Source organism: Embleya sp. NPDC005575 (assembly GCF_040605455.1).
Classification (GTDB): domain Bacteria; phylum Actinomycetota; class Actinomycetes; order Streptomycetales; family Streptomycetaceae; genus Embleya.
In genome coordinates, this window is sequence record NZ_JBEXCV010000016.1 from 64,159 (window position 1) to 89,480 (window position 25,322).

Annotated in this window: 22 protein-coding genes and 1 pseudogene; 14 read left to right on the plus strand and 9 right to left on the minus strand. The window is 70.5% G+C overall.

Annotation, left to right across the window (positions count from 1 at the left end; genetic code table 11):
• The first annotated feature begins 26 nt into the window (after window positions 1-26).
• The 3 genes from ABZS54_RS08300 to ABZS54_RS08310 all read left to right on the plus strand — a co-directional run bounded on the left by ABZS54_RS08300 (window position 27) and on the right by ABZS54_RS08310 (window position 3,514).
• Window positions 27-1,301: a cytochrome P450 gene (locus ABZS54_RS08300; protein ID WP_355532355.1), complete on the plus strand. Its 1,275-nt coding sequence runs from the start codon at window positions 27-29 to the stop codon at window positions 1,299-1,301.
• Window positions 1,302-1,474: 173 nt separating this feature from the next.
• Complete coding sequence (locus ABZS54_RS08305; RefSeq protein WP_355532401.1) at window positions 1,475-2,656, plus strand: zinc-dependent alcohol dehydrogenase; 1,182 nt, start codon at window positions 1,475-1,477, stop codon at window positions 2,654-2,656.
• A gap of 297 nt (window positions 2,657-2,953) precedes the next feature.
• Window positions 2,954-3,514 carry a hemerythrin domain-containing protein gene (locus tag ABZS54_RS08310; protein WP_355532357.1) on the plus strand — a complete coding sequence of 187 codons (561 nt, stop codon included), beginning with the start codon at window positions 2,954-2,956 and terminating at the stop codon, window positions 3,512-3,514.
• A gap of 99 nt (window positions 3,515-3,613) precedes the next feature.
• Here ABZS54_RS08310 and ABZS54_RS08315 read toward each other — a convergent pair whose 3' ends face one another.
• The gene (locus tag ABZS54_RS08315) at window positions 3,614-3,784 is read right to left on the minus strand and encodes a DUF5670 family protein (protein ID WP_355532359.1); all 171 of its coding nucleotides are present in this window, start codon (window positions 3,782-3,784) and stop codon (window positions 3,614-3,616) included.
• A 315-nt stretch (window positions 3,785-4,099) separates the two neighbouring features.
• Here ABZS54_RS08315 and ABZS54_RS08320 point away from each other — a divergent pair, with 315 nt between their 5' ends.
• Complete coding sequence (locus ABZS54_RS08320) at window positions 4,100-4,423, plus strand: plasmid stabilization protein (protein WP_355532361.1); 324 nt, start codon at window positions 4,100-4,102, stop codon at window positions 4,421-4,423.
• A gap of 154 nt (window positions 4,424-4,577) precedes the next feature.
• Here the strand turns inward: ABZS54_RS08320 and ABZS54_RS08325 are convergent, their stop codons facing one another.
• Both ABZS54_RS08325 and ABZS54_RS08330 read right to left on the minus strand, forming a co-directional pair.
• Complete coding sequence (locus ABZS54_RS08325) at window positions 4,578-6,833, minus strand: catalase (RefSeq protein ID WP_355532363.1); 2,256 nt, start codon at window positions 6,831-6,833, stop codon at window positions 4,578-4,580.
• A gap of 425 nt (window positions 6,834-7,258) precedes the next feature.
• A complete protein-coding gene (locus ABZS54_RS08330) occupies window positions 7,259-8,182 on the minus strand; it encodes a ScbA/BarX family gamma-butyrolactone biosynthesis protein (protein ID WP_355532365.1) in 924 nt (307 codons plus the stop codon).
• 181 nt (window positions 8,183-8,363) lie between these two features.
• Between ABZS54_RS08330 and ABZS54_RS08335 the strand changes: the two genes are divergently transcribed.
• The gene (locus ABZS54_RS08335) at window positions 8,364-9,041 is read left to right on the plus strand and encodes a ScbR family autoregulator-binding transcription factor (RefSeq protein WP_355532367.1); all 678 of its coding nucleotides are present in this window, start codon (window positions 8,364-8,366) and stop codon (window positions 9,039-9,041) included.
• A 34-nt stretch (window positions 9,042-9,075) separates the two neighbouring features.
• Here ABZS54_RS08335 and ABZS54_RS08340 read toward each other — a convergent pair whose 3' ends face one another.
• Both ABZS54_RS08340 and ABZS54_RS08345 read right to left on the minus strand, forming a co-directional pair.
• The gene (locus ABZS54_RS08340; protein WP_355532369.1) at window positions 9,076-9,948 is read right to left on the minus strand and encodes an SDR family oxidoreductase; all 873 of its coding nucleotides are present in this window, start codon (window positions 9,946-9,948) and stop codon (window positions 9,076-9,078) included.
• Window positions 9,949-10,355: 407 nt separating this feature from the next.
• Window positions 10,356-11,012, minus strand: coding sequence for a type III effector protein (locus tag ABZS54_RS08345; RefSeq protein ID WP_355532371.1), 657 nt, complete (start codon window positions 11,010-11,012; stop codon window positions 10,356-10,358).
• 129 nt (window positions 11,013-11,141) lie between these two features.
• Here ABZS54_RS08345 and ABZS54_RS08350 point away from each other — a divergent pair, with 129 nt between their 5' ends.
• From ABZS54_RS08350 to ABZS54_RS08375, 6 genes are all read left to right on the plus strand, one after another.
• Complete coding sequence (locus ABZS54_RS08350; RefSeq protein WP_355532373.1) at window positions 11,142-11,573, plus strand: Hsp20/alpha crystallin family protein; 432 nt, start codon at window positions 11,142-11,144, stop codon at window positions 11,571-11,573.
• Between the two features lie 182 nt (window positions 11,574-11,755).
• Window positions 11,756-12,160, plus strand: coding sequence for a DUF2267 domain-containing protein (locus ABZS54_RS08355; protein WP_355532375.1), 405 nt, complete (start codon window positions 11,756-11,758; stop codon window positions 12,158-12,160).
• Window positions 12,161-12,548: 388 nt separating this feature from the next.
• Window positions 12,549-13,232 (plus strand): HemK2/MTQ2 family protein methyltransferase, encoded by a 684-nt coding sequence (locus ABZS54_RS08360; RefSeq protein WP_355532377.1) that lies wholly within the window; start codon window positions 12,549-12,551, stop codon window positions 13,230-13,232.
• Window positions 13,216-13,479: a CDGSH iron-sulfur domain-containing protein gene (locus ABZS54_RS08365; RefSeq protein ID WP_355532379.1), complete on the plus strand. Its 264-nt coding sequence runs from the start codon at window positions 13,216-13,218 to the stop codon at window positions 13,477-13,479. The genes ABZS54_RS08360 and ABZS54_RS08365 overlap by 17 nt, the downstream gene beginning before the upstream one ends.
• Window positions 13,480-13,514: 35 nt before the next feature.
• Window positions 13,515-14,501, plus strand: coding sequence for an iron-containing redox enzyme family protein (locus ABZS54_RS08370; protein WP_355532403.1), 987 nt, complete (start codon window positions 13,515-13,517; stop codon window positions 14,499-14,501).
• 372 nt (window positions 14,502-14,873) lie between these two features.
• Window positions 14,874-15,620 carry an HAD family phosphatase gene (locus ABZS54_RS08375; RefSeq protein WP_355532381.1) on the plus strand — a complete coding sequence of 249 codons (747 nt, stop codon included), beginning with the start codon at window positions 14,874-14,876 and terminating at the stop codon, window positions 15,618-15,620.
• Window positions 15,621-16,044: 424 nt separating this feature from the next.
• Here the strand turns inward: ABZS54_RS08375 and ABZS54_RS08380 are convergent, their stop codons facing one another.
• Window positions 16,045-16,446 (minus strand): hypothetical protein, encoded by a 402-nt coding sequence (locus ABZS54_RS08380; protein WP_355532383.1) that lies wholly within the window; start codon window positions 16,444-16,446, stop codon window positions 16,045-16,047.
• A gap of 737 nt (window positions 16,447-17,183) precedes the next feature.
• Here ABZS54_RS08380 and ABZS54_RS08385 point away from each other — a divergent pair.
• Both ABZS54_RS08385 and htpG read left to right on the plus strand, forming a co-directional pair.
• Window positions 17,184-17,897, plus strand: a complete 714-nt coding sequence (locus ABZS54_RS08385; protein WP_355532385.1) for a type III effector protein — start codon at window positions 17,184-17,186, stop codon at window positions 17,895-17,897.
• Window positions 17,898-18,028: 131 nt separating this feature from the next.
• Window positions 18,029-19,957, plus strand: coding sequence for a molecular chaperone HtpG (gene htpG / locus ABZS54_RS08390; RefSeq protein ID WP_355532387.1), 1,929 nt, complete (start codon window positions 18,029-18,031; stop codon window positions 19,955-19,957).
• A 265-nt stretch (window positions 19,958-20,222) separates the two neighbouring features.
• On the opposite strand, the gene ABZS54_RS08395 is transcribed toward htpG, so the two are convergent.
• From ABZS54_RS08395 to ABZS54_RS08405, 3 genes are all read right to left on the minus strand, one after another.
• The gene (locus ABZS54_RS08395; protein WP_355532389.1) at window positions 20,223-21,746 is read right to left on the minus strand and encodes a glycosyl hydrolase family 18 protein; all 1,524 of its coding nucleotides are present in this window, start codon (window positions 21,744-21,746) and stop codon (window positions 20,223-20,225) included.
• Between the two features lie 379 nt (window positions 21,747-22,125).
• On the minus strand, window positions 22,126-23,874 hold the full coding sequence (locus ABZS54_RS08400; RefSeq protein WP_355532391.1) for an immunity 49 family protein: 1,749 nt from the start codon (window positions 23,872-23,874) through the stop codon (window positions 22,126-22,128).
• Window positions 23,875-23,983: 109 nt separating this feature from the next.
• Window positions 23,984-24,982 (minus strand): YafY family protein, encoded by a 999-nt coding sequence (locus ABZS54_RS08405; protein WP_355532393.1) that lies wholly within the window; start codon window positions 24,980-24,982, stop codon window positions 23,984-23,986.
• A 91-nt stretch (window positions 24,983-25,073) separates the two neighbouring features.
• Here ABZS54_RS08405 and ABZS54_RS08410 point away from each other — a divergent pair.
• Window positions 25,074-25,229: pseudogene (locus ABZS54_RS08410) on the plus strand (VOC family protein); the annotation flags it as partial.
• Window positions 25,230-25,322 lie beyond the last annotated feature (93 nt).

Sequence of the window (25,322 nt, forward strand, 5' to 3'; positions counted from 1 at the left end):
GAGCTTCCGCCGCCGATTCCGCGCGCGTGTGCGCCCAGGTGTTCGCGCCGATCGTGGCGCAGGGCGTGATCCTGCGCCGGCCACGACTGCTGGATCTGGCGGCCCGCCGCGACGCCGCACGACGCGGCAACGCCCTGCTGAGTCGACTGCGCGCCGAGTACGGCCCGAATCCGCTCGCGGTGAGCGCGTTCGGTCGACGCGTCGTGCTGCCGCTCACGGCGCGGGACGCCCGCGAGGTATTGGGCCGATCCCCGGACCCGTTCACGCCCGCGAATCGGGAAAAGGTGGCCGCCCTGGGCCACTTCGAGCCGCACGCGGTTCTGGTCACGCGAGGTGCGCGCCAGCGTGCGGCACGGCGACGCTTCAACGAGACGGTGCTGGAGGCGCCCCATGCGGCACACCACCTGTCGGGGGTCTTCCTGGACATCGTCCGCGAGGAGGTCGTCGCGCTGCTCGCCCAGCCGGGCGCCCTGCGGGACTGGGACACCTTCCACGCCCGTTTCCTGCGGATCGTGCGCCGCATCGTGCTCGGCGAGGGCGCGGCCGACGACACCGCGTTGACCAGGCAACTGGACGCGCTGCGCGCGGACGCCAACTGGGCCTTCGCACGCCGGCACCGCACCGGCATCCACGACCGGTTCACCGACCGACTGAGCACTCACCTGGCTCGCGCCGAACCGGGCAGCCTGGCGGCGCCGGCCGCACACGCCGACCGCGGCGAGGGCGTCGACCCGCTCGGCCAGGTACCGCACTGGCTGTTCGCATTCGACGCGGCGGCGATCGCGGCGTTCAACGCGCTGACGCTGCTCGCCGCGCACCCCGAGCACGCCGACCGCGCCCGCGACGAACAGGTCTACCGGGACGCCGAAGATCCTGGCGGTATCGCCGAGGCAGGCCATCTGCGCGCCTGCGTCCAGGAGTCGCTGCGGCTGTGGCCGACCACACTGGTGATCCTGCGCGACAGCACGCGCGACGACCCGTTGGCCCCCGAGGGCGCCGCCGTGGCCGTGATCAGCTCCTTCTTCCATCGGGATACACAGACGCTGGACTTCGCCGACCACTTCACCCCGGACGCGTGGCTCGACGGCCGCGCGGAACCGGCCCGGGGCATCGTGCCCTTCAGCGCCGGACCCGCCGCCTGCCCCGGACGCAATCTGGTGCTGTTCACGGTGACCGCGCTGCTGGACACCGTGCTGCGCCGAACGGCGGACCTCGGCCTCGCCGACCCCGCACTCCTGAACCCGGCTCGACCCCTGCCGCACACGTGGAATCACACGGCCGTGGGACTGCTCACGGCGTGAGGGCCGGTCCCCCACTCGGCCGAGTGCGACCGTCGCCTCGGTGTTTGATCGCGCGCCGACCGGTCAGGCGGGTTCCGTACGGGATGTCCCGGCCGCCGGTCGCCGCCTCCCGCGTACGGCGGATCCCCGGGGACCGCCGGCCCACCGAGCACTCGTCTCTGGAGATGATCGCGATGAAGGCACTCACCTGGCACGGCAGGCGCGACGTACGCGTGGACACCGTGCCGGACCCGGCGTTGAAGGACCCGGACGATGTGATCATCAAGGTCACCTCCTCCGGGATCTGTGGCTCGGATCTGCACCTGTACGAAGTCCTCGGCCCGTTCCTGAGCGAGGGCGACATCCTGGGCCACGAACCGATGGGGATCGTCGAGGAGGTCGGCGCCGAGGTCACCCACGTACGGCCGGGCGATCGCGTGGTGATCCCGTTCAACGTCTCGTGCGGGGTGTGCCACACCTGTACGCAGGGACTGCACTCGCAGTGCGAGACCTCCCGGGTGCGCGAACAGGGCATGGGCGGCGCGCTCTTCGGCTACACCAAGCTCTACGGACAGGTCCCGGGCGGACAGGCCGAATACCTGCGGGTGCCGTTCGGCAACAAGCTTCCGATCAAGGTGGCCGAAGGGCCGCCGGACGATCGGTACGTCTATCTCTCGGACGTGCTGCCGACCGCCTGGCAGGCGGTCGAGTACGCCGCCGTCCCGCCCGGCGGCACCGTCGCCGTGCTCGGGCTGGGCCCCATCGGCGACATGGCGTGTCGCATCGCGCTGCATCGGGGCGCCGAGCGCGTGTTCGGCGTCGACCTGGTGCCCGAGCGGCTGGCTCGGGCTCGGCTGCGCGGCGTCGAGGTATTCGACCTCACCGCCCATCACGACATCGCCGACACGATCCGGGCGCTCACCGACGGTCGCGGGCCGGACGCGGTGATCGACGCGGTCGGCATGGAGGCGCACGGCGCGCCGGTGGGCAAACTGGCCCAGCAGATCGCCGGCCTGCTGCCCGACGTGGTCGCCGAGAAGATGATGCGCAAGGCGGGCGTGGATCGACTCAGCGCCCTGTACACCGCGATCGACATGGTCCGTCGCGGCGGCACCATCTCGCTCTCCGGCATGTACGGCGGGATGACCGACCCGCTCCCGCTGTTGACCATGTTCGACAAGCAGATCCAACTGCGGATGGGCCAGGCGAACGTGCACCGGTGGGTGGACGACATCCTGCCGCTTCTGGAGGACGGCGACCCGCTGGGCACCGAGGACTTCGCCACCCACCGCATCCCGCTCGCCGAGGCGCCACAGGCGTACGAACGGTTCCAGAAGAAGCAGGACGGCACCGTCAAGGTCCTGCTCCGCCCATGACCCACCGGCGGCGGCCCCGGTCGCGGATGCCCCTCGCCCTCGGGTGGGTCGGCCGGGTGGACCGCTGGTCCGACTCCGATTCCGATGCGACGTCGTCGATCGAGCGCGGCAGGTCGGACCCGGCCGGATGTGGCCGGGCCGTCTCACCGGCCGCTGCGAGCACGCGGGCCGCGATCCACCGCCTGCCGCCGCGCCCACTCGCAACTCGGACCGTCATGTGTGCGGTCCGATTCGTCGGGTAGCGGAGGTGGACGGCGCGGGTCTCAGGTGCTCGCCGTACGAGAAGAGGCGGGTTACATGGGGCACGGCGGCAACGTCATCGAGGAGCTCACCGTCGACCATCGCGAGGTCGACGGGCTGTTCGCGCGGATCGAGATCCTGCCGGTCGGAGACGCGCGGCGTCGGGAGGCCGCCGACGAGTTGACCATGGAGTTGATCCGTCACTGCGTCGCGGAGGAGATGCACCTGTACCCGGCGGTGCGCAAGCACGTCGAGGACGGGGACACGATCGCCGACAAGGAGATCGCCGACCACGCCGCCGTCGAGGAACTCCTCAAGGAACTCGAGGGCCGCGACGCCGACGACTCCCGCTTCGACGACCTGGTCGCCCGCCTTCGGCTCGCCGTGAGCGAACACGTGCGTGACGAGGAGGGCCGTCTGTTCCCCCTCCTCGCCGCCGCCTGCACGCCCGAGGCGCTGGACGCGTTGGGCGACAAGGTCCGCTCGGCGAAGAAGACGGCGCCGACCCGCCCGCACCCCTTCGCACCCGACACACCGCCCGCCAACAGGATCCTCGCCCCGGGCACCGGACTGGTCGACCGCGCCCGCGACCTGCTCTCCGGCCGCGGCGGACACTGAATCCGGCACCGCCCCCGATACGACCGCCCGCAGCGCGCGTGACCCGCCGGTTGCCGAGCCGGCGGGTCACGTGCGGATCGCGGCGAGGGGCGAGGAGTTCTACCAGCGGTACCAGCGGCCGCGGCCTCCGCCGGAGCCTGCCGAACGGAAGAAGAAGCCGAGGATCCAGAGGACCAGGACCACGACGGCAACCCACCACAGGACCTTGATCGCGAACCCGACGCCGAAAAGGATCAGCGCGAGGAGCAGGACGAGAAGCAGGGGAATCATCGTTTTTTCACCTCCGCCGATTTTGTGCCCCGTCCCTGGGTCTGCACGCCACGGCGAGCACCTTTTCCTGGTGATTCGTCGCGTACTCCTCCCGCTCCTCCCGGCGTCGCATCGCGCCCGGACGCAGGGCGGAACGCCGAACCCGGCGACCACAACCGGCGCTCGGCCTCCGCACGGTGCGCGCGCGAAGATCACGCTGCGGGCGGACGACTCGACGGCCCGAGAGTCGGGACCGTCGGGTTCGGCCACGCATGGCCTCACGAGTGTCGGGTACGCGGCGTTCAGTCCGATTCTCCCGACGCGAGGTGAGCGACCATGCCCAGCGGATCGAGTCCCAAGCGGGAACGCCAGTACGAGCACATCAAGGAGAGCGCGAAGAAGCGCGGCGAAAGCACCGAGCGGGCCAAGGAAATCGCGGCCCGTACGGTGAACAAGGAGCGCGCCCGGGCCGGGGAGTCCAAGACCGCCGGCCGTACCTCGGTCAAGGACAAGCCGGCCGGCCGACGCGGTGGACAACACTCGCACAGCGGCTCGCAAGGTCCCACCTACGACCAGCTCTACGCGGACGCCAAGCGTCGGGGCGTCAAAGGCCGCTCCTCGATGAACAAGAAGCAGCTCCAGCAAGCCCTGGGTCACTGATCCGACGGGCAACGCGCGTGCACCGCCCGGTCGCAACGTCGCCGTCCCCGAGCCGTGGCATCGCGGCTCGGGGACGGCGGGGGTTCGCGAGCCGCCCGGGCATCGTGCTCGTTCTCGTGCGCTCGCCACGGCGGGGGTGGCCGGGGCCGGGAGGTCAGATGGTGCCGGTCTCCGCCGTGGGGAAGCGCTCCCAGACCCGATGCGTGCCGAGGAGTTCGGTGACTTGGGTCAGTACGGCGGACGCGTCCCGGCCGACGACCACTCCCGGTGCGTCGGTCGGGATGCCGGCCGCCAGCAGGCATTCCTCGCTGTCCGCCCAGCCACCGATGGCCTTGGCATGGCGGTACGCCTCCGCGAGCATGAGCACGATCCGCGGGTCGATGCCGGACGCGGTCGTGCCGTTGCCCGCCTTGGCGTCCCGCGCCCCGTACGCGTCCTTGCCCGGCGCCGGTGAACCGGCGAGCAGGATCGCGTCGAACTCGATCGAGCGGGCGGTGGCGAAGGTGCGCTGTACGGCGATGGGCGCGTGGTCGTCCGCTCCGAGTGTGCCGCCGGTGGGGGCGATGATCAGCGGCACCATACCCGCGTCGAACACCGCCCGCCGCACCTCGCGAACGCCGGCCAGGTCGGCGGCCGGCTCGGCGACGATACCGATCACGCGGCCGGCGATCGGCCATGTCCCGCCGATCTGCGACAGCGCGGGGCTCGGGTTCACCGACGCCAACGGCCCCGAGGGCGAGGCGGCCGGCAGCCCCAGGCCCTCCGCGACGCGCGCGCACAGCAGCGGGTCGATGTCGGCCAGGACCCGCAGGTTGCGTTCCTTGATCGCCTGTTCGTGGCACTTGCCGAGCTCGAACGTGTAGGCGGCGATCACGTGTTCGCGCTCGACCGGGGTCAGGCTGAGCCAGAACAGTCGGGGCTGGCTCGTGTGGTCGGCGAAGGATGCCGGGGCCTCGCGGACCTTGGTGGCGGGCGCCAGCGGGACCGGTACCTCGACGTACCCGCCGAGGTCGACTCCGGCGGTGAACGGGCAGCCGCCGTCGAGGGAGTTCGGCCGATACGGCGCCACGCCCCGGTGCACGGCGTCCTGGTGCAGGCCGTCCCGGAGCATGTCGTTGATCGGGGCGTGCGGGCGGTTGATCGGGATCTGGGCGAAGTTGGGCCCGCCCAGTCGGCTGATCTGCGTGTCCAGGTAGGAGAACAGCCGGCCCGCCAGCAGCGGGTCGTCGGTGACGTCGATGCCGGGGACCAGATGCCCGGGGTGGAAAGCCACCTGTTCGGTCTCGGCGAAGAAGTTGCCGGGGTTGGCGTTGAGCGTGAGCAGGCCGATCGGCTGAACGGGCGCGAGTTCCTCGGGAACGATCTTGGTGGGGTCGAGGAGGTCGATGCCCTGGAACGTCTGATCGGCGGTGTCCGGGAAGGTCTGGATGCCCAACTCCCACTGCGGGAACGCGCCGGCCTCGATCGCGTCGGCGAGGTCGCGACGGTGGAAGTCGGGATCCATCCCGCTGATGATCTGGGCTTCCTCCCACACCAGCGAGTGCACGCCCGCCTTCGGCTTCCAATGGAACTTCACCAGCGTGGTGCCGCCGTCGGCGGCCACGAGTCGGAAGGTGTGGATCCCGAAGCCCTCCATCGTGCGGAACGAGCGCGGGATGGCACGGTCCGACATGTTCCAGATGGTGTGGTGGGTGGCCTCGGTGTGCAGCGAGACGAAGTCCCAGAAGGTGTCGTGCGCGCTCTGTGCCTGCGGGATCTCGCGATCGGGATGCGGCTTGGCGGCGTGGATGATGTCCGGGAACTTGATCGCGTCCTGGATGAAGAACACCGGAATGTTGTTGCCGACCAGGTCGAAGACGCCCTCGGCGGTGTAGAACTTGGTGGCGAACCCGCGCGTGTCCCGCACCGTGTCGGCCGAGCCCCGCGAACCCAGCACCGTCGAGAAGCGCACGAACACCGGCGTCTCGACGTCCTTGCCGAGGAACGCCGCCTTGCTCACGCTCCCCGCGCTGCCGTACCCGACGAAGACGCCGTGCGCCGCCGCGCCTCGGGCGTGCACGACGCGCTCGGGGATGCGCTCGTGATCGAAGTGGGTGATCTTCTCGCGCAGATGGTGGTCCTGGAGCAGGACCGGCCCGCGCGGTCCGGCCTTGAGCGAGTGATCGGTGTCCGGCAGGCGCACTCCCTGAGCGGTGGTCAGGTACGCGCCGCCCTGTGCCACGGCGGCCTGGTCCGTGCCGGTGGGCTGCCCGGTAGGGCTCACCGGATCGGGACCGGTCTGGTCCGGCTTCGGCGGCAGCGGTTCGCGCGGTTGCGTGGGCTCGTCGAGCGGGATCTGCCCGCTGCCCGGGCGACCGGGGATCACGCCCGCCGGGTCGGTCTTGCGACTCGCGGGCTCGCGCTTTGCCATGCTTCCTCCGTGTACCAGGGTTCTCGGGCGGTGGATGAGCCGGACCGGTGGCAGCTCTCGCGGCCGGGCGTCGTCGACTCGGGTGGGACCGAACAGGTCGCGACAGTCACGGCTACCCGTACCGGCCGGATCAAACCGAATCGCCCGTTGGCCGCGGGTGCGAGCCGGCGGCCTCGCCATGATCCGTGTGTGCGGGTAGTAGTCCGCGCTCGCCTGGTGCTGCGTGGCGCGGTTGTCCCAGGGGACGCGACCGTGCCGGGGCGCCGGCGCGGCCGGCACCGATACTCCGGGTGCCGAGCTTCGTCGCCGCCGGCAAGCCGTCGTAGGCGGCTGCCATGTCCGACCACAGCGTGTCCCCGCCGACCGCAGTCCGTCGATTCCCGCACCACGGACACCGCACCTCGCACGCACTGCCGGGCAGCGCCTCAGCGGTAGCGCAGTGCTCCTGCGGCCGTGTGACTCGTTCCCTGCCGGAAACGGAAAGAGGCCTGTCGACCACTGTGCAGGAGGCACTCGACTCGTGCCGGCGGGTCGAACTCGGTGAAGTGCGGGGTCCGCAGTCGAAACGCCGTCGGCCGCAACAACTCGCCGTCGCTCAAGACCGCGATCGCCTGACGGGCGGCTTCGACGAGCACCATTCCGGGCACGTGGTCGCCGGCGTGGTCGAAGAAGAAGGGATGCAGGTGATCGGCGGGATCCAGTTCCAGGGTCCCGCCGTCGCTGTGCGCGAGCAGCACGTCGCGGGGCAGCACCGCGTCCACCGCCTCCGGCGTCGGTCTGCGGCGCGGTCGAGGCGCCCGCAACCCGAGTGACGCACCGCGCAGAGCCGCGTACGCGCGCGCGTCCAGGAATCGCGCGTTGCCTCCCGCACGCGCGAAGGTCGTGACGCCGGCCGAGAGGCGAATGCGCAGCCGCAAACCCCTCAGCCCGTGGCCGTCGCGCGCGGGGCGCAAGTCGTCGACTTCCGCCAAACAGGTGATATCGGTGGCGCCGCTCTGCAAACGCGGCTCCGTGGCGATGTCGACACCGTAGAAAAGATCCTTGATCAGAAAGTGTGCCTCCAGAGGCACCGAGAAGAACTGCGACGGGATGAAGATCCCGAGTTGGCGAAGGGTTTCCACGATCATCAGCCGACTGTGTCCGCCGTTGCCGGCCGGCGGGAACGTGGGATGCGAGCGAGGCCATTGGGCCGCGGTCAAAAACGTCGCCTCCGCGAGGCGCACCACATCGGTCAACAGCACCTCGGCCACCGAGGTTCGGTGTACCGACTCTCGTGCCACGGTGCGCGACCAGCTCAGCGGTCTCGCCGAGAGACCCGAGGACGCCGCGCCGCCGCCAAAGGTAGTCATGAACACAAGCAGAACCCAGAGGCCGGGAAGGTGCACGTCGTCTTCTCGCCGCGCGTTGCACGGCATGCAACGCGCCTGGATCAGCCGACGATCGACGAGCGGTCGTGTCGCGTCGGGTATGCGCGGACACGAGCCGGAACAGCACCAATTTCCACGCAGACATCCGAGCCGGAGGTGGCACGTGCAGACACGGGCAGGGACGACTCGCCAATCCCTTTTGGAGACGGCGGCACGCCTGTTCCACGAGCGGGGCTTCGCCGGGACGAGCATCAGCGACATCGGCAACGCGTCGGGGCTCACGAGCGGTGCCATCTACTTCCACTTCTCCAACAAGGACGCTTTGGCCCGCGCGGTCGTCGAGGCGCACTTCGCCACCTGGCCGGAGCTGATCGAACGGCAAAGCCCGGCGGACGCGCCCGCGTTGGAGGGCCTGGTGCGGTTGAGCTTCGCGGTGGCCCGGGCCTATCGCGACGATCCCGTGGTCCGTGGCGGAGCGCGGCTGTGGGGAGAGCGCTACGCCATCGACGCCATACTGCCGGCTCCCTTCGTGGGCTGGATCGCCACCGCTCGCACCTTGCTGGATCGTGCGCGGGAGGAGGGCGACCTCGCGGATCGCGTCGATCCGGCGGCGGCCGCCCGCTCGATCATCCACGCCTTCTTCGGCATGCACACCGTCTCCGACGCGCTCTCCGGCCGCGCCGACATCGAGGACGACCTGACCGATCTGTGGCGCCTGCTCCTGCCGGCCCTGCTCCCCGACCCGGGGCGCGCCGAGGACACTCTGGCCCGAGCCGTGGCGTGTGCGCCGGGCGGAGCCGACGGCGAAGCCGGACCGAGGGTGTGCGTGGACGCCGAATAGCCCGGGATCGCGGGCTGCGGGGCCGATGCCTCGTTCAGCCCGGCAGGGTCTCTCCTCCGATGGGTGCCAGGACCTCTCCGGAGTAGTAACCGGAGAGCCGGTTCGACGCGAAGAACACGAAGGAGGGCGCGATCTCGTCGGGGTGCGCGGCGCGGCCCATGGGGGTTTGTTGTCCGAAGGAGGCGACCCTGTCCTTGGGGAACGTCGCGGGAATCAGCGGGGTCCACACCGGTCCGGGGGCGACGCAGTTGACCCGGATGCCGCGTTCCAGGAAGGACTGGGCCAGCGAGTAGGTCAGTGCCAGGATCGCGCCTTTGGTCGCCGAGTAGTCGATCAGCGTCTTGTTGCCGCGCAGTCCGTTGATCGAGGACGTGTTGATCACCACGCCGTCCGAGGGCAGGTGCGCCAGGGCTGCCTTGGTCGTCCAGAAGAAGCTGTGGATGTTGACCTTGAAGGTGTACTCCCACTGTTCGCTGTCCAGTTCGGCCAGGTCGTCCACCGGATTTTGGGTGCCGCAGTTGTTGACCAGGATGTCCAGGCCACCGAGATCGGTCGCGGTGCGCTCCACCAGGTCGCGGCAGTTCGTCTCGACCGAGAGGTCGCTGCGGTAGGTGGCACACGTGCGCCCGACCGCCTCGACGAGTCGTGCCGTGTGGGCGGCGTCCTCGTCCTCCTGGGCCGACAGGTATCCGATCGCCACGTCGGCGCCCTCCTTGGCGAAGGCGACCGCCACGGCCCGACCGATCCCCGAATCGCCGCCGGTGATCAACGCACGGCGCCCGGTCAACAGCCCGCTGCCGGTGTAGTCGCGCATCTCGTCGCGCGGGATGGGATCCAGATCGCCGGTGCTGCCGGGGTGATCCTGCTGCTGCGGCGGAGCGGGGTGTTGCTCCGAAGGCGAGTTCATCAGCGACCTTTCGCTCGTACGGACGTCCCCATCCCGTTCGCCCCGCCTTGGCGTCGAGCGCGTCGTCGACCGCACGGGTCCGGGCGTGGTGTGGGAACCGTCGGGTACCCGGGAACCTCACGGCCATGCCGCGTGGTTCCGGGTCCGGCGATCACCAGGTTGGCGGGTGTGCCCTCACCGGCCGTCGCGGGCCGCGCGCACCGGCCAGTCGGCCGCGCCCCACCCGGTTCGGCGTCCCATTCGGCCGCCTCCGTTCGGCCAGGCCCTCGACGTGTCGGCCGGGCGCGTCGTGGACCCACGTGCGTGGTGGCGCGATCGGCGCCGACCTGCTCGGGCTCGACTCCGGGAACGTGGGCCGCCGGTCGGGCCGGGGCGCCCGGTGACGGGTGGGCGCTCCGGACGGCTTGTCACGGCGTGCCTGCGGGGCCGAGCGTGAGCGGGTCCACCAGGGCGTCGATCCGGGCGACCAGGTCAGGGTGGCCGGCGCTCAGATGGGGGCGGGTCGCGGCGAGAGGGGCGATCAGGGCTGCGGGGTCGTCGTCGCCCAGGGCCTGGTCCAGTCTGCCCAGGTGCGCACGGGAGCCGGCCGGCAGGTCGGTCAGGGCGGTGATCCGGCCCGCGAGGCGGCGCAGGTCGGCGGCGTTGTCGCGGGCTCGGACGCCGGCGGCGCGGTCGGCGGCGCGGCGTTCGCGAGTGGCAGTGACCCGTTCCTCGCCGGTGGATCCGGCCGGGCCCGGGCGCAACCGAAGGTAGCGGCGCTCGGCCGCCTGACGGCTGGCCACGCCCAGCGGTTGGGCCAGGTCCGCCCAACTGGCGCCCGCGTCGCGCGCGGTCTCGATCAGCCCGCTCTCCCATCCGGCGAGGCGTTCGCGGATCTCGCGCAGCAGCAGCAGCGAGGCCAGCGCCTGCTCGGGGCCCTCGTCCGCTCTCCCGGGCTCGATGTCGCCGCATTGCGCCGTGCGGACGGCCCGGTCGATGGCTTCCAGGGCTGCCGCGGCGGCGAGGAAGGAAGCGGGCCCCGTGGGGCGGGCGGCCGGGGTGCCGGGCCGATCGTTCGCGGTCATCGGATCTCCTTTCGATTCGTCATCATGTGGATGACGCCATCATTTGTCATCCTTTCGATGACATGCTACAACAGTTTCAGGCCGCCCGTTCGGGCGCTACCGACCGAATCTTTCGGAGGTGTTTTCGCGATGTTGATGCGTACCGACCCCTTCCGCGAGCTCGACCGGCTCGCGCAGCAGCTCCTCGTACCCGGAACCGCCTCGCGGCCGACCGCGATGCCGATGGACGCCTACCGCGACGGCGAGGTGTACGTGGTCGCGTTCGACCTGCCGGGCGTGCCCCCCGAGGCGATCGACATCGATGTCGAGCGCAACATGCTCACCGTCAAGGCCCGTCGCGAGCCCGTCGCCAAGGCGAACGAGGTGCAGATGGAGCTGTCCGAGCGTCCTGTGGGCGTCTTCTCCCGCCAGATCGTGCTGGCCGACACCCTCGACACCGAGCGCATCGACGCCGACTACGAAGCCGGTGTGCTGACGCTGCGGATCCCCATCGCGGAGCGGGCCAAGCCCCGCAAGATCTCCATCGGCAGCAAGTCCGACCGCAAGGTGATCACCGCCTGAGGCGGCGACACCGCCACCGCTCCGCGCGACCGGGCGAGGGCGGGCGGGCCGGTTCTCGGCGTGCCCGCCCCGCCCGTCCCGGACGAATCGCCCCGCCCGCACACACCGCACCCTTCCAGCCATCGAGCCAGAGACCGGAAAGGCGATCCGCAGCCATGCTCCCCCGAAGCGAAACCTCCTCCATGGCGTTGAGCACCCATGCCGACCTGGTGGACAAAGTCCGTCTCGAAGGGGCCTACCGCACGCGGGAGCAGGCCGAGGACGCGATCCGAGTCGTGCTCTCCGGGCTGGGCCGGCAACTCACCGGCCGTGAACGGCTGGACCTCGCCGCCCGACTGCCCCTGGAAGCCGCCCTCCTGCTCACCTCGCACACCCTCGACCCCGAGCCCACGACCGGCTTGGGCTTCGTCAAGGACATCGCCGCCCGTACCGGCACCACCCCCGGCATCGCCCGCTGGGACACCGGCTCGGTCCTGACCGTCGTCGCCGCGCTCGCCGGCCCCGACCTCATCACCCGCATCCTGTCCCGGCTGCCCGTCGGCTGGGCCCTGCTGTTCGGGCGCGCCGAACTCGCCTCCGCGGCCTGAGCCCGCGGCCGTATCGCGCGCAGCACCCCCGAGGACCCGGACCCCCTACCGGGTCCTCGTCGGCGCGCCCGGGCAGCTTCCAACCCGCCCACCCCTGGAAACGTCCCGCGAAACCCATCACGGCGCCCGCGCCACAGCCGGGCACGCACGCCCCTGGGGCCACATCCGCCCATGGGATCTGCATGAACACGACAGGGCCGGGCAAGCGATCTTTGCGCGCGCCGAACGCCGGAATCCGCCGAACGAAGCGGACGGCAACCGACCGTCGCGCCTGACGCTCCCCCGGGGAGCCCGCATGTGGCGGCAGGCCGGTGGCGTGGCGAAGCGAGCAACCCGCACCCTGATGGATCCGGTGAACAACCGTGCCATCGCATTGCCGGAGGTCCCCATGTCAGCAATCGGTGTCACGGTTTCCCCCCTGGGCCGGATCTTCACCGCCCCGGGCGTGTACGTCCCCCAGTCCGACAGTTTCCTCTTGGCCGAGGCGATACGCCGGGAGGGCGTCCGCGAGGGCAGCCGAGTCCTGGACATGTGCACCGGCAGTGGAGCCCTGGCCGTGTACGCGGCCCGGCTGGGGGCACGCGTGACCGCCGTCGACAGTTCCAGACGCGCCGTCCTGACCACCCGCGCGAACGCGCTGATCGCCCGTCGGCGGATCACCGTGCGACGCGGCGACCTGCTGTCGGCCGTGACCGGTCACTCCTTCGACTTGGTCGTGTGCAATCCGCCGTACGTGCCCGCGCCCCGGCCCGATGTTCCGCACTTCGGCGCCGCCCGTGCGTGGGACGCCGGACTCGGCGGCCGGGCGGTGGTGGACCGGATCTGCGCGGCGGTACCCGACGTGCTGCGACCACAGGGCGTCCTGCTGATGGTGCACTCCGGACTGTGCGACGCCGGGGCCACCCTCGGCGCATTGGAGCGGTCCGGCCTGCGCGCCGAGATCGCCGACCGCACGACGATCCCGTTCGGTCCGGTTCTGCGCGAGCGGCTGGACTGGCTGCGCCGCACCGGCCTGGTGGGCCCCCACGACAATCACGAGGAATTGGTGGTCGTCCGTGCCGAGAAACGCTGACCGCCCCCGCCGGATCACCGCCGACCGCGACGGCCCCCTCCTGATCGAAGGCCCCGTGGAGGTGGCCCTCCCGGGGGGCGAGATCCTCACGTCGCATCGCTTCGTCGTCGCCATCTGCACATGTCGGCGCAGCCGCACCTACCCGTGGTGCGACACCAGCCACCGCGCGCGCACCGCGTCGGCGGGCGCCGAACCCTCGCCGGACGAACGGGCGACGGGAACAACCGACGAAGGAAGCCACCCGTGACCGTGTCGGCACACACCTCCCGGACCGCCCCGGCGATGCCGCGACCGCGCGGCGAGCTCTCCGCGGGCGTAATCACGGCGCTGCGGACCGGCCGAGGCGACCTCCCGGGGGCCGACGAGGTCGCCGGGGCCGATCCCTTCGGCGAGGATCTGCATCTGGCCCTGTACACGCTGTACGAGCTGCACTATCGCGGCTTCGCCCTGGTGGCCGACGACCGCGAGTGGGACGCGAATCTACTGGGTCTGCGTGCCGCCCTCGAAGAACGCTTCCACACCGCCCTGCGTGCGCACGCACATGACGGCCGGCCCGTGGACGCCGCCCTTGCCGCGCTCGTGGTCGAGCCGACGAGGGACGACGGCAACAGCGTCAGCCACTTCCTCCGGGCCCGGGGAGAACTGTGGCAGCTGCGCGAATACGCCGCGATGCGCTCGCTGTACCACCTCAAGGAGGCCGATCCGCACGCGTGGGTCATCCCGCGTCTGCGCGGTCGGGCGAAAGCGGCGATGGTGGCCATCGAGTTCGACGAATTCGGTGCGGGCCGCGCCGAGGACATCCACGCCCGACTGTTCGCGGACCTCATGGTCGACCTCGACCTGGATCCGTCGTACGGGCGTTACCTGGACGCGGCGCCCGCCGCGATGCTGCCGACCGTGAACCTGATGTCCCTACTCGGGTTGCATCGCGGGCTGCGCGGCGCGCTGGTGGGTCACTTCGCCTGTCTGGAGGTGACCTCCTCCCCCGGCTCGCGCCGACTGGCCCAGGCGATGCGCCGGACCGGCGCCGGGCCCGCGGCCGAACGCTTCTACGACGAGCACGTGGAAGCCGACGCCGTCCACGAGCAGGTCGTGCGCCGCGACGTGGTCGGCGGCCTGCTCGCGGACGAACCGCACCTGGCAACCGATGTCGTCTTCGGCATCGCCGCCACCGAGTTCCTGGAGGGCCGCCTCGGCGACCACCTCCTGACCGCGTGGCGTGCCGGACGCAGCGCCCTGCGCATTCCGCTCGACTCGTCCTCGACCTGAACCCACATGCGCCGACTCGACCTCGGCGCGCGCCCACCGCCGGTATCGGCGTCGGAAGGGCCGACCAGGCGACAACCTGGATGCGTCCCCGGGCGGCATCCCTTTGGGCACGTCTGCGCGTCTGCGCGTCTGCGCGTCCGCGCGTCGCCGCCCGTCGACGGCGTCAGGGGGCGCCGAGATCCGCATGGATCGCGACACGCTGACACAGCGTGGCTGTTTGAATACATAGAGTATTCAATCTAGCGTAATGATCGTTATGTTTCGGGCCGGCGTCGCTCGCGGACCCCCCAGAGGGGCGTGCCCGCCCCGCCGCTTCGGGACCTCGCGCGGGCACCTCCGGGGCCCGCCTCCCCTCGATCGGACGGCTCATCGATGACAGGCAACTCCCTTCTCTCCTGGACCCCCGCAGCCATCGTCTTCGACTGCGACGGAACCTTGATGGACAGCGAATGTCACTGGGAGGAGGCTCGTGAACACGTCCTCCGCGGGTACGGCGTCACGACTCCGACCGACTTCGGCGAACGCACCAAAGGTTTGCATTTCAGCGAATGCGGACGGGTCATGGCCGAGGTGGCGGGCCTGTCGGCCGGCCGCGCCGACCAGGTGACGGGGCAACTCCTCGAACATTTCCGCAAGTTGGTCGCGGCCGACCCCGTAACGATTCCCGGAGCGGTCGAATTCGTGGCCCTGGCCTCGCACTTCGCGCCCCTTGCCGTGGCGAGCAACTGTCCCCGCGACGTGGTGGAGTCGGGTCTGTCACACGCCGGACTGCTTCCCCGCTTCGTGGACATCGTGGTCCCGGACGCGGACGTTCGCCCCAAGCCCGACCCGGACGTCTACCTCGCGGCCACCCGAGCCTGCGGCGCCACTCCCGCCGTGACCCTGGCGGTGGAGGACTCGTACTGCGGCATTCTCTCCGCGACGCGCGCGGGCCTGCGCGTCCTGGGTGTGGGCCCCAACCCTCGCGACGAGGAACTGGCGCTCGTCGACATGTGGGTGCCCACTCTGGCCGACGCCGATCTCCTCCACTGGGCCACGACCCGCGAGAGCCTGCCGGAGTCGTACGTGCCGGCGGCCGGCGGGGCGCTCCGGGCAACGGCAGCCGCCGTGGCGCGGTGACCGCGCGGCGGTAGCGCCGACGCGCCCGATGACGCCGTCCGGCGCGGCAGGACCGAGCAGTTTGGGGCACCGTGGCGAAGTCGCGGTCGGACAAGGGAGTTCGTGGGACGGTCGGCACGGCTTCGGGGTCTCCCCCAAGCCGTGTCGGATCGCGGCCGTTTCGGAGCTGTGTGGATCGCACCTCGTCGCGGGGGCCGCATCCTGCGGGGGTCGGCCGTACCGACAGGCGACAAGTTCGCGGATGACCGGGCAGGTCGGACAGTGCCCGCCGGTCTCCTGCGCGAAGCGCCGCCGTAGGGAGAACACGCCGGCGCCGATCGCCGGGCCGACGACCGTCTCGGTGAGGGCCGGCGCCGTGAGCTTGACACTCGTGGCGGGTGAAGCGGGTCAGTGTGCGCCGTCCGGCCACTGCCGGCGGTGTGCGTCACGGGGTCGACCCGGACGACGGCGCGGACGCGGGAGCACTGCCGGTGCCCTGCGGCAGCCTTCCGGTGAACGTGGCGTCCGGCAGGGCCGAGGGAAGCGGGGTCATGGCGACGACGACGCGGAAACCCGGACGCAGGGCGTCGGGGACATCGAAGAGTTGCTGGGCGACGACGGTCCGCCCCGGTGCCACGGTGCCGGTGAAGTCCTGCTGGGGGAGGCTGCCGTGGGTGATGCGCTCGGCGCTGGGTCCACCCACGCGGCCCATCTCGCTGATCCTCACACCCGACACGTCGTAGGGGGCCTGCGAGCGGTTGGTCACGGTGAGCGTGACGAGAGCGGGGAAGGAACCCGGACCGGCACTTTCCGCGGCGGGGGCGGGTTCGACGCGTGCCACCGACACGACGATTCCATTGGGCAACGCCACCCATCCCCCGACGGGGGCAGTGTTCGCCGGCCCGGTGTCGCGACCGGATCCGGGCCCGCAGGAGCGCAGCCATTCGTCCTGCGACAGACCGGGCGGATCACAGCTCACCGAGGGCGACCCCGAGGGGGCACGCGAAGCACTCTTCCCGTCGTCTCCGCAACCGGTCAGAGCGAGCAAGGCGGCGACCACGATTCCGACGGATACAATCCCACGCCACACGACATCCCCTTGGAGCCGACTGAATATCGGGGACAGTGGTCCGTCGAACATCCCCTCAAACGGATCGCCGGGCTCGGAGGGGCCATTCGATGCGCGCCGCAAGGTCCCCCGATGATCGGCGCTGCGGCCCCTCACCGAAATTCACCAGGATCGGCTGGAGCCCCGGACATGACCACCTCGTCCCCGACTCGTGCGCCGCCCGGATCCGGACCCTGTCGAATCCCCCGGCGTCCTGGGTCGGTTCCGCGCCGTGGTCCGCGACACGCTCGGCGCCTGGGCGGCCTCGGGACCGCACGGACGACGTCGTCCAAGTCGTCTCGGAACTCGTGGGTAACGTTCTTCGGCACACGTGCGGCGAGGCCGAGTCGACGCCGGCCGCCACTCCCGACGATTCATCGCCGAGGCGGGAGGCGCCTGGACGCGCTTGGGCGCTCCGCCATATTGTGTCGTCGTAACGACGACACAATATGGCGTCGCCGAGGGGATGACTTCCAGTGGGGCACAGGGAGCGCGGTCCGGGGCCGACGCCCGGCGCGGCGTCCGGTTACGCCTCGGCCGCCCTGGACACCGGTGTGGCCCTGGGGTGGATCCGAGACACGATGCGCGCGGTCCACGAGCCGAGGCGCACACCCGATTCGTCCGGCACGGCGTTGAGCGCGAACCAGGTGCTCGTCGCACTGACGCTGCTGCGCGAGCTGCGCCCGGAGATGGCCGGCTGGGAGCCCGACCTGATCGAGGCCGCCCGGGTGTTGGGCACCAGCTGGGCCGACCTGGCTCCGGCGCTGGGTGTGGCCGGCCGCCAGGCGGCCGAAGGCCGGTATCTGCGACTTCGGCCCACCCCGGACGGCTCGCGGGCCACCGGCGACCAGCGGGTGGCCGCCGAACGGGACAAGCGGGCCGGTGACCGGGCGGTGGCCGGCTGGGCCCGGACCAACGCCGCGGGCCTGCGGGAACCCGCCGGGCAGATCGACGCTCCGACCGACCTGCCGGCCGACGCCGAACCGGACCCGGCCGCGCTGTGTCGGGCCCTGGGCAGAGACGATGCCGCAGACCTCCTCGGCCCGCCGGCCAAGGCCCGTGGCCATCTCCGGCCCGGCCATCCGGCGCCGGCCGAACGGGTCGGCTCGGTGGATCGCAGCATCGCCGAGGTCCGCCGGGCATCCGACCGGCGCCGCCGAGACAGCGGCCGTGAACGCACCACCGAGTGAGGATGCGATGGCCGTCCGACGGAAGGCGATCACCACGCAGGTGCGGGATCGCCGCACGGACCGCGGTGATCCCGAAACCGGGCTGGTCGTATCCGTTCAATCATGTTTTCTTCCCGAAAGGAGACCCCAGGGTGGGTAGCAGCGTCGAAACGCTGGAATTCCAGGCCGAGACCCGTCAGTTGCTCCAGTTGGTGATCCACTCGATCTACTCGAACAAGGACATCTTCCTGCGCGAGCTGATCTCCAACGCCTCCGACGCACTGGACAAACTGCGGCTGGAGTCCCTGATCGACTCCGATCTCGAGGTCGACACCTCCGACCTGCACATTGCCTTGGACATCGACAAGGACGCCCGCACGCTGACCGTCCGCGACACGGGTATCGGCATGAGTCGGGACGACCTCGTGGAGCTGATCGGCACCATCGCCAAGTCCGGCACCGCCGGTCTGCTGGAGAAGATCAAGGAAGCCAAGGAAGCCAAGGACACCGTCGCGGCGCAGAACCTGATCGGGCAGTTCGGCGTCGGCTTCTACTCGGCGTTCATGGTGGCCGACAAGGTCACCCTGAGCACCCGGCGGGCAGGCACCGACTCCGGCACCCTGTGGGAGTCCGACGGCGAGGGCACCTACGACATCCGGGCCGTCGACGGTCTGCCCGTCGGCACCTCGGTCACCCTGCACCTCAAGGCCGCCGACAGCGAGGACGGGCTGGCGGATTATCTGGCGGAGTGGAAGATCCGCCAGATTGTGAAACAGTACTCGGACTTCATCCGCTGGCCGATCCGGATGGCCACCGTACGCACCGACACGGACGGCGTCACCACGCACGGAGTCGACACGCTCAACTCGATGAAGGCGCTGTGGGCCCGGCCGCGCAGTGAGGTGACCGAGGCCGAGTACAGCGAGTTCTACAAGCAGATCAGCCACGATGGGCTCGACCCGGCCGAGACGATCCACATGCGCGCCGAGGGCAATTTCGAGTACGAGGCGCTGCTGTTCATTCCGTCGCAGGCACCGTTCGACCTGTTCTCCCGCGAGTCCAAGAGCGGCGTGCAGCTTTACGTCAAGCGCGTGTTCATCATGGACGACTGCGAAGCGCTGATGCCGAACTACCTGCGCTTCGTCAAGGGTGTCGTGGATGCCCACGACCTGTCGCTGAACATCTCCCGCGAGATCCTGCAGCAGGATCGCCAGATCCGCGGCGTGCGCCGGCGTCTGGTCAAGAAGGTCCTCGGCGCCATCAAGGACATGCAGGCCAAGGACGGCGAGCGCTACGCGAAGTTGTGGGCCCAGTTCGGTCGGGCGCTGAAGGAGGGCCTGCTCCAGGACACCGACAACATCGAGGCCCTGCTGGAGCTGGTGTCGGCCGCCTCCACGCACGACGCGGAGAGGCCCACCACCCTGCGCGAGTACGTCGAGCGCATGAAGGACGGCCAGGACGCGATCTACTACCTGACCGGCGAGACCCGCGCGATGGTGGAGAATTCGCCCCACATGGAGGCCTTCGCCGCCAAGGGATACGAGGTCCTGATCCTGACCGACCCGGTCGACGAGGTCTGGGTCGACCAGGTCCCGGCCTTCGACGGCCACCGGCTGCAATCGATCGCCAAGGGCCAGGTCGACCTCGACGAGGCGACCGACGCCGGCGACGAGGAGGCCGGAGCCGAAAAGGCCAAGCGCGAGCAGGACTTCGCCGCCCTGCTGCCGTGGCTGACCACGACCCTGTCCGAGCAGGTGAAGCAGGTCCGGCTGTCGTCGCGGCTGACGACGTCGGCGGCGTGCATCGTCGGCGACGCCCACGACATGACCCCGACGCTGGAGAAGATGTACCGGGCGATGGGGCAGGAGATGCCCTCGGTCAAGCGGATCCTGGAGCTCAACCCGACACACCCGCTGATCACCGCGCTGCGCTCGGCGCACGAGGCGAACGCCGACGACCCCGCGCTGGCGGAGATCGTCGAGTTGGTGTACGGCGGCGCGGTACTCGCCGAAGGCGGCGACCTGCCCGACCCGGCCCGCTTCACCCGGCTGCTCACCGACCACCTGGCCCGCGGCCTGTAACCGGTGGGGGTGTGACCGCCCCGGCCCGAACGGCCCGGCCGGTCGCACCCCCGAACCCGCTCACCGGCGGGTCGCATCGTCTGACCGCTCCACCACCGGCAGGCCCGGATCGCTCGATCGCACACCCGGGACGGCCCCGCAACCACCGCCGGATGAGCGGGAGTTGCCGATGGCCGAGCAAGGCGGGGGCGCGCTGACGCGGGTGATGCCCGGCAGGGGTCCTGCCGGGCATCACGCGGTTCACCTCGGGAGATCAGGGACGCATTCAGCAGGCGCCGAGGTCCTGCCAGACACCCCACTGGCCGGTGGTGCCGGGCGTCTCGCCGAGCGTCCACCACTTGGCCTTCCAGGTGTGACCCTGGTGCGAGACCTGCTGCCCACCGGTGTAGACCGTGCCCGACGCCCACGGGGGTGCCGTGCACTGGTGACCGTTCCCGCCGGTGACGGTCAGGGCGTAGGTCGTGGTGTGACCGCCGGAGGCGGCAGCCCCGGCCACGGTGATGTTGTACGTGCCCGACACGGTCGCCGCGGTGGTGTTGACGGTGAGTGTCGAGGAGCCGCCCGCCGTCACCGAGGTGGGGCTGAGTGAGGCGGTGACGCCCGCCGGGGCACCGCCGACGGTCAGGTTCACCGTCTGCGCGGCACCGGCCGTCACCGCAGTCGAGATCGTGGAGGTGGTCGAGGAGCCTGCGGCGACGGACCCGGAGGCGGGGGTCGCCTTGACCGAGAAGTCGTTGGTCGGGTTCGTGGTGCCGCCGGTGAAGGGCGCGAAGATGTGGCTGAAGTCCCAGGTGTTCTGTGCGATGCCGGAGCAGTTGTCCGCGGCCGGCTGGTTCGGGCAGTTGCCGTTGTCGCGCTGGAGGGCCCAGAACGAGAGGGTGTCGATGCCCTTGGCGACGGCCCAGTCATAGACCTGGCGGGCGTTGGCGAGGCTGAACGTCTCGGCCGGCCCGAAGTCGTCGACGCCGATCATCTCGGTGACGCCGACCATGCCCCACAACTGCGCGGGGGTCTTGGTCGGGTAGAGCTGCGCGAGCGTGTTGTACAGGCCCTGCGCCGCGGTCTCGGTGTCGTTGGCCATGTTGTGCGTGGCGTTGTCGTAGTAGTCGAACGTCATGATGTTGACGACGTCGACCTTGGTGCCGTTGGCGACGGCGTTCCGGAGCAGGGCCACGCCGTTGGCCGCCGGGCCGCTGGTCGTGGTGGGCAGCGTGTAGGAGATCTCGATCTTGCGCCCGTTGGCCGCGGCCCAGTCCTGGACCTGTTTGATGGCCTTGTTCCGCCGGTCGATGCCCGCGGTGTTGTCGAGCGCGTCGACCTCGATGTCCATGTCGAGCCGCGTGACGTCATAGGTCGTGATGACCTTCTGGTACGCGGCGGCGATCTGGTTGACGTCGGTACAACTGTCGGCGATCTCGGTGCCGGTGGTGTCCGCCGTGTAGCCGCCGAACGAGGGGATGACGTCCCCGCCGTTGGCTTGAATCGTCTTGATGTCGGCACCGAACGTCGAGGAGGCGATCGGCATGCCGGTGTCGCCGTTCCAGTACGGCGTGCAGGATCCCTTGGTCGCGGTCTGGAGGAACGCCATGGTCAGGTGCTTGGCGCCGGATCGGGCGGCCAGCGCGGCGGGGCTGTCACCGGTCCACGCCTCGAAGTAGGGGGCGAAGACGTGGCTTGGGAGCGGAGTTGCGGCCTGGGCCGGCCCGCCACCCATCATGGTCAGGCTCACCGCCGCTGCGGTGGTGACGGTCGCGGCTACGGCCGCGCGGAACGTACGCAAGAGTCGCATGTGCGTCCAGTCTGTATACGTGGGGACGTACCGCCGATTCGCGTCGCACGGCGGCATGGGGTATGAGACAGCCCGACACACACGGAAGTCAATGGTCTGGACCAAAGTGGACTAGACCATTAATTTTCAAGGAAATGGTTTACCGTGCAAGGGAGTTGCCCGGCGCAGCGAATACCGTCGCCCCATTGTTTCGAGGGCCGGCTGGAAACCGCCGGTCCGGCCGCGCCGAACCCCGCCCGCGAGCGAGGACGCGCGGTCGCCGCGGCGCAATCCCGCCACGCCGCGCGGAGGACCCGCCGCCAGTCGTACCCGGGCCCTCCGCTGCGCCACCCGCGCCCGATGGCACGATCGGGCTGAACCGCCTGCGGCTACGCCGGGTTCACGTGGCGAACTCTCCGAGCCACTCTCGATTGAGCACGTACTTGGGCAGGTACGGCGATGTCGTGTCGACGTCGACGGGGAATCCCATGTCGTACGCGATACAGGCCATCGCCAGCGGGCCCAGTGCCACCCGACCGCGCGGCGCACCCGAACCGTCCCAATAGCGGGCATGGTGGGCGAGGGCTTCGGCGAGGGCCTCCGAGAAGGCCGCCTGGTCGTTCGTCAGCAAGCGGTGGAAGAGCGCCACCGGCTGGTAGTCGATCAGGTTGAGGAAGTCCGCGGGCGTGCGGGTGGCCACGTCGGGCCCGGACGCGTTCATGGTGGCGATCAACTTCTGGACGACATCGTCCGTGGGGCGCCTCAACCAATAGCTCTGCAGGGTGTCGATCCAGTGCAGGACGTAGTCGTCCACCGGTTCGATACGGCGCAACTCCTCCAGCGGCACTCGGCACAGGCCGGTCAACCGCTCCTGCTCACGGCAGACGACCGCGAGCCAGAAGGCGTCGAGCCAGGCACGGGCGCCGGCGTACGGTGCGGGGCCGGAGCCGGGCAGAGCAAGCTCGCGCTCGCCGACCCGGCACTGCACGGTCCCCTCCCGGGCGAGGGTGGTGGCGAACAGCGCGGAGCCGACCTGCATCGCGGTGACCCACGCCTCCCAGGTCTCCAACTTCGCCGCGCCGGCGTCGTCGGCGCAGCGTGCGTGCGCAAGGTCCACGGCCGCCTGGAAACCGCCACCGAAGCCACTCGTGTCGTGCTCCAACCGCGTGGTGAACTCGGCCACCGTGCGGGTGAGTTGCTCGACATCGACCGTGGCGTCGTCGACCTCGCGCGCCGGACTGCCGCTGCCGTCCCGGTCGCGCAGGCTCTTCATCAGATCCATCAGTTCCTGCGGCGGCACCACGGAGAACGTGCGCCTGTCGCGGTCGAAGGCCGTCAGCGAAACCAACCGCCCCCGGCACCACCAGTACAGCCTCGGGGACAGCGAGCCCGGGCCGTCCTCATACGCGCCCAAGGCATATGCACCAAGGTCGTTGACCGCATCCACGACCGTGCCGTCGACGATCGCATGGAACGCCAGCAGGTGCCTCGTGGGCACGGCCACCAGTGCCCCGGCCGCCGGCAACTCCCGCCCGGTGACGGCCCGGACCAACTCCGGCAGTTCCAGCGCCTTGCTCGCGACGAAGTGCGAGCCACCACTGACGGAGTGCAGCAGCGCGCCCTGCGGTCCGCGCACCTCCACGTGTTCCACCGGATCGCTCAGCAGATTCGCCCGTCCGGCCGCCCACAGCTCTTCGAGCCCGGTGCGTGCCACATCCCCGTCGGTCAGGATCCGCACCGAGCTGGGCGCGTCCAGGGCGAAGGCCACAATGAGTCCCTCGGCCACCGGGCGTACGTAGCGGAACCCGGACGCGGCATCCGCGGGAAAGAAGTCGTCGGGCAGCAGCCGCGGATAGGCCCGCCGCAACCACTCCTGCGCGCTCTCCTCACCCTGGGACGTGGTCTCCTCCAGGCTGCCGAAGTGCTGTTCCACCATCGCGGGCCAATGCTCCTCGCCCACCGCGCGACACCGCTGCGCCAGGTTCGTGAGCGGACCGAGACGGCCGGCGTGCTCCACGGCATCGCCCTCGACGGCCGGGCGCACACCATGCCGGGCCTGGAAGAAGTCGGCCGTCAACCCGCGCAGATACGCGGCCTGCCGCAGCGTCAGCATGGGCAGGTGGGGATCAGGTATGTCGTGTCGTGTCACACCGCGACTCTACGAAAGCGGTCCGGGCCGGCCCAATCCCATTCGCGCTGGACCGGCTGCGCGCACGGGCTCGGCAGCCGCCGCCGACCGGGACCGTGTCCACACCTGTTCATGCGCGATGTGGGCTTTGCCGGGCCGACCGCAGGAGCCGGTCGGCGAGTGCCGTCACGAGGTCGCGGAGTTCGTCCGGTCGCTCGATGACGAACGGCCGGTCCAGCGACGCGAGTACGGCGGGTAGCCAGTCGAGTCGTTCCACCCGCAGTTCGACCCGGCACCAGGGCGCCGGGTCCCCCGGGTCGCTCGCGGACGGCGACTCCGCCACGATGGCGATGCCGGCGGGAAGGCGGGTGCGGATCTCTGCGGCTGTCCCCTGCACGCGCACAGTCACGTCGTGCCGGTAAGGAGCGGTGGCGAGCCCGGTCAGGACGCGCTCCGCCGGGTCGAATCCGGCGGGTGGCTCGAACGTGCCGGGCAGGGCCCTCGCGTCGGCGATGCGATCCAGCCGGAACGTGCGCTCCTCGCCCACCGCGAGGTCCGCACCCGTCACGTACCACCTGCCCGAGTGGGCGACGAGCCCATACGGGTGCAGCGAGCGTTCGCTGCGCCGGCCGTCGGCGGCGCCGTAGCGGATCGAGATCGGCCGGTGATGGCGCACCGCGTCCGCGATCGCGAGCAGGACCGCGCTCTCCGGGGCGGTCGGCTCACCGGGCGGCGCGGTGAAGGCGAGAGAGTCGAGCACGGCGTCGAGCCTGCGGCCGAGCCGCTCGGGCAGGACGCGCCGGATCTTGGCCGCCGCCGTCTCGCTCGCCGTGCCGGTGGCCGTCATCAGGCCGGCCCGCCGACCCGCGACCAGGCCGAGCAACACGGCGAGCGCTTCGTCGTCGCTCAGCATGAGCGGTGGCATGCGGTAGCCGGAAGCCAACCGGTAGCCGCCGTAGCGGCCGCGCACGGACTCGACGGGTACGTCGAGGTCGATCAGGTGGTCGACGTACCGGCGCACCGTGCGCTCGTCGACGTCGAGCCGGTCGGCGAGTTCGGCCACGGTCCGGATGCCTCCCGCCTGTAGGAGTTCCAGCAGGGTGAGCACGCGCGCGATGGGTCGGGACATGGCGGAAAGTCTCCTGCGAATACCGGGCGGATTCTGTCCGGTATTGATCGTAGCGTGTGATCCGAGCACCGACCGATCAGGAGAAAAACCCATGGACTTCGTCTCGATCCGCATCATCACCGGCGATGTGGCCCGCCTCGTCGACTTCTACGAGCGCGCCACCGGCGTGCGGGCGAACCGGGCCACCGAGGACTTCGCCGAAATCAGGACCGCCTCGGCCACGCTCGCGATCGCCGGCGTCCGTACCGAGGCTGCTATATCTCGTCAAGCCGCTTGAGGGGTTTTCTGGTCACCGGCGTCTGCCGGCTGCTCGGATCGTTCGAGGAGCTTGAAGAGTTGG

What these genes read in the sequence shown, in the direction of transcription:
- ABZS54_RS08305 (WP_355532401.1), top strand. Translation starts at nt 1,475, where the DNA reads ATGAAGGCACTCACCTGGCACGGCAGGCGCGACGTACGCGTGGACACC.
- ABZS54_RS08310 (WP_355532357.1), top strand. Translation starts at nt 2,954, where the DNA reads ATGGGGCACGGCGGCAACGTCATCGAGGAGCTCACCGTCGACCATCGC.
- ABZS54_RS08315 (WP_355532359.1), bottom strand. Translation starts at nt 3,784, where the DNA reads ATGATTCCCCTGCTTCTCGTCCTGCTCCTCGCGCTGATCCTTTTCGGC.
- ABZS54_RS08320 (WP_355532361.1), top strand. Translation starts at nt 4,100, where the DNA reads ATGCCCAGCGGATCGAGTCCCAAGCGGGAACGCCAGTACGAGCACATC.
- ABZS54_RS08325 (WP_355532363.1), bottom strand. Translation starts at nt 6,833, where the DNA reads ATGGCAAAGCGCGAGCCCGCGAGTCGCAAGACCGACCCGGCGGGCGTG.
- ABZS54_RS08330 (WP_355532365.1), bottom strand. Translation starts at nt 8,182, where the DNA reads ATGACTACCTTTGGCGGCGGCGCGGCGTCCTCGGGTCTCTCGGCGAGA.
- ABZS54_RS08340 (WP_355532369.1), bottom strand. Translation starts at nt 9,948, where the DNA reads ATGAACTCGCCTTCGGAGCAACACCCCGCTCCGCCGCAGCAGCAGGAT.
- ABZS54_RS08345 (WP_355532371.1), bottom strand. Translation starts at nt 11,012, where the DNA reads ATGACCGCGAACGATCGGCCCGGCACCCCGGCCGCCCGCCCCACGGGG.
- ABZS54_RS08350 (WP_355532373.1), top strand. Translation starts at nt 11,142, where the DNA reads ATGTTGATGCGTACCGACCCCTTCCGCGAGCTCGACCGGCTCGCGCAG.
- ABZS54_RS08355 (WP_355532375.1), top strand. Translation starts at nt 11,756, where the DNA reads ATGGCGTTGAGCACCCATGCCGACCTGGTGGACAAAGTCCGTCTCGAA.
- ABZS54_RS08360 (WP_355532377.1), top strand. Translation starts at nt 12,549, where the DNA reads ATGTCAGCAATCGGTGTCACGGTTTCCCCCCTGGGCCGGATCTTCACC.
- ABZS54_RS08370 (WP_355532403.1), top strand. Translation starts at nt 13,515, where the DNA reads ATGCCGCGACCGCGCGGCGAGCTCTCCGCGGGCGTAATCACGGCGCTG.
- ABZS54_RS08375 (WP_355532381.1), top strand. Translation starts at nt 14,874, where the DNA reads ATGACAGGCAACTCCCTTCTCTCCTGGACCCCCGCAGCCATCGTCTTC.
- ABZS54_RS08395 (WP_355532389.1), bottom strand. Translation starts at nt 21,746, where the DNA reads ATGCGACTCTTGCGTACGTTCCGCGCGGCCGTAGCCGCGACCGTCACC.
- ABZS54_RS08405 (WP_355532393.1), bottom strand. Translation starts at nt 24,982, where the DNA reads ATGTCCCGACCCATCGCGCGCGTGCTCACCCTGCTGGAACTCCTACAG.